Annotated in this window: 1 protein-coding gene; it reads left to right on the top strand. The window is 71.3% G+C overall.

The features are described 5' to 3' along the window. Window positions 1–1,065, top strand: a 1,065-nt coding sequence (locus ACFYYR_RS31700; RefSeq protein WP_388861377.1) for a biotin/lipoyl-containing protein, incomplete at its 5' end; no start/stop codon positions are given. Between the last annotated feature and the right edge of the window lie 5 nt (window positions 1,066–1,070).

Genomic DNA, 1,070 nt, shown 5'->3' with positions numbered 1-1,070 from the left:
CAGAAGCTGGTGGAGGAGGCCCCCGCCCCCTATCTGAGCGAGGCTCAGAACCGGGAGCTGTACGCGGCGTCGAAGGCCATCCTGAAGGAGGCCGGCTACGTCGGTGCCGGGACGGTGGAGTTCCTGGTCGGTGCGGACGGCACGATCTCCTTCCTGGAGGTCAACACCCGTCTGCAGGTCGAGCACCCGGTCACCGAGGAGGTCACCGGTATCGACCTGGTGCGGGAGATGTTCCGCATCGCCGACGGCGAGGAACTGGGCTATGAGGACCCGCCGGTGCGCGGGCACTCCTTCGAGTTCCGGATCAACGGTGAGGACCCGGGCCGCAACTTCCTGCCCGCCCCCGGCACCGTGACCCTGTTCAGCCCGCCGGCCGGTCCGGGTGTGCGGCTGGACGCGGGGGTGGAGTCGGGCAGTGTGATCGGCCCGGCGTGGGACTCGCTGCTGGCCAAGCTGATCGTGACCGGTGCGACCCGTGGGCAGGCGCTGCAGCGGGCGGCGCGGGCGCTGGCGGAGTTCCAGGTCGAGGGCATGGCCACCGCCATCCCGTTCCACCGTGCGGTGGTCGCCGATCCGGCGTTCGCTCCGGAGGCGAAGGGCGGGCAGGGCCCGTTCGCGGTGCACACGCGGTGGATCGAGACCGAGTTCGTCAACGAGATCCCGCCGTTCGCGGCTGCGGGTGCGGAGGACGAGGACGGGGCGGCCGGCCGGGAGACGGTGGTCGTCGAGGTCGGCGGGAAGCGTCTGGAGGTCTCCCTGCCCGCGTCGCTGGGGATGGCCGCCGCGCCGGTGGCCGCGGGGAAGAAGCCCAAGCGCAAGGCGTCGAAGAAGGCCGGCTCGGCCGCCTCGGGTGACACGCTGGCCTCGCCGATGCAGGGCACCATCGTCAAGATCGCCGTCGAGGACGGCCAGGAGGTCCAGGAGGGCGACCTGGTCGTCGTCCTGGAGGCGATGAAGATGGAACAGCCCCTCAACGCCCACCGCACGGGCACCGTCAAGGGACTGACCGCCGAGGTCGGCGCCTCCATCTCCGCCGGCGCCGTCATCTGCGACATCAAGGACTGACGGCC

Source organism: Streptomyces sp. NPDC001922, from assembly GCF_042891165.1.
Classification (GTDB): Bacteria; Actinomycetota; Actinomycetes; order Streptomycetales; family Streptomycetaceae; genus Streptomyces.
The sequence above is the reverse complement of the archived record's forward strand: the minus strand, read 5'-3'. Positions and strand labels throughout refer to the sequence as shown.